The sequence below is a fragment of the Kitasatospora sp. NPDC093558 genome, from assembly GCF_040683475.1.
GTDB lineage: Bacteria > Actinomycetota > Actinomycetes > Streptomycetales > Streptomycetaceae > Kitasatospora.
The window spans coordinates 1-1,675 of the sequence record NZ_JBFBDY010001033.1; the positions used below are offsets into that span (position 1 = coordinate 1).

Below are 1,675 nucleotides of genomic sequence, written 5' to 3' on the forward strand. Positions count from 1 at the left end.
CTGGTCACGTAGCTGACGCGGTGCGCGCGGTGGTCGAGGTAGCGGGCGTAGTCCGCGAAGTCCGTGCGCGACCAGCGGTTGACGATCACGACGTGCGCGGAGTCCGGCAGCCCGGTCATCGGGGACCTCCAGGTGGGGATTGGTCGGCGGGGCCTTCGGTGCGGCTTTCGGCGGTGCTTTCCGCGCTGCTTCCGGCCGGGCTTTCGGCCGGGCGTTCGGCCGCGCTTTCGGCCGGGCTTTCGAGTTCGGGCCGGCCGAGCCGACGGGCGAGCGCGGCCGTGCCGGGCCCGTAGAGGCCGTCCGCGGACGGCGGGTCGAGGACGACGAGCCGCACGCCGTGGCCGTCGGGCCGGAAGGACGCGATCTGTTCCCGGCCGCGGGCGACCACCTTCGCGTACGGGGACCGGTCCGGTGCGACCGGTATCGGAATGGTCACGCTGTGCGATGGGCGTCGGCGGATGGCATCGCGGAACGTCGTCTCCACGTGCTGCCAGGACAGGTCGGCCACCCCCGGCACCGCCTCCTGCACGGCGCGCTGGAACAGGTAGCCGGGGAAGTCGGGCCAGGCCGCCCGCAGGCCCAGGCCGGACGCCTGGCGGGGGTTCAACTCGGTCGCGACGAAGCCGCGTTCGCCGAGCAGGCCGTCGACGCTGAACATCCCGCGGAATCCGGCGTTGGCGGCCAGCCAGTGCCCGGCCCGCCGGACGTGCTCGCGCATCGGCTGGACGGCGGCGGGATCAGGCCGCCAGTGGGTGGAGGAGCCGCAGAACGTCAGCCGCGCGCTGTTGCGGTCGCGCAGCGTCACGATCTCGATCGGGTCGAAGACCGCGACCCCGTCCGCCAGGACCAGCCCGAGGACGCTGCACGGCGTGCCCTCGACGAACTCGGCCACCCGGACCTTCAGGGCGTGCTCGCCCGCCCACCGCAGCGCGTCGGCGAGCGCCCGCGGATCGCCCTGCGGATCGCGGACCCAGCGCAGCCCGGTGGCGTTGCCGTAGTGGGCCCGGGTGGAGTCGATCGCGACGACGACGCCCGAACCCCGGTCGAGGTCCCGGGCGTGACCGGCCAGCGCCGGGTCGTCCGCCCGGGTCACGACGTGGCGGGGGGAGGGGACGCCTGCCGCCTGCCACAGGGCCTCGATCCGGGTCTTGTCCTCCCACTCGGACCAGGCGGGCCGGCGCCAGCCGTGCACGGACCGGCCGAACAGGTCGCCGGTCTCCAGGAAGTTGTCGCCCAGCGCCGTCCAGGTGCGGTCCGGGTCGAGCCGATCCAGCCAGGAGCCGAGGGCCGGTGACGGGTCGTCCAGCCAGGCGTAGAAGTCGCCCGGCGACACGTCGAGGCCGCGCTCCGCGCAGCTGAAGACGTCCGGGACGACCGGCGGGACCTCGTCCGGACCGGTCGCGGTCACGACCCCGGCGACCGTCGCGCCGCACGCGGTGAGCTGCTCCAGCACCGTCCGGGCCGTCCGCGTGAAGGACGGCCACAGGAGGACGGCCGGGCGGCCGGACCAGTACTCCCGCAGGGCCCTGGTCGCCGCCTGCCCGACGAACGGCGTGGGGCGTTTCCTCGTGTTCCTCGTGTTCCTTGTGTTCCTCGTCTTGCTCATGTGCTCTCCGGGAGTGGGACGACGGCCGGCGGTGCCGGGGTCAGGTGGGCGCCGGGCAGCCGGGCGGCC

General features: G+C 74.6%; 1 protein-coding gene. It reads right to left on the reverse strand.

Translation table 11 applies throughout. The features are described from left to right. Window positions 1-115: 115 nt before the first annotated feature. The gene (locus tag AB0O00_RS38185; RefSeq protein ID WP_363659285.1) at window positions 116-1,606 is read right to left on the reverse strand and encodes a hypothetical protein; all 1,491 of its coding nucleotides are present in this window, start codon (window positions 1,604-1,606) and stop codon (window positions 116-118) included. Between the last annotated feature and the right edge of the window lie 69 nt (window positions 1,607-1,675).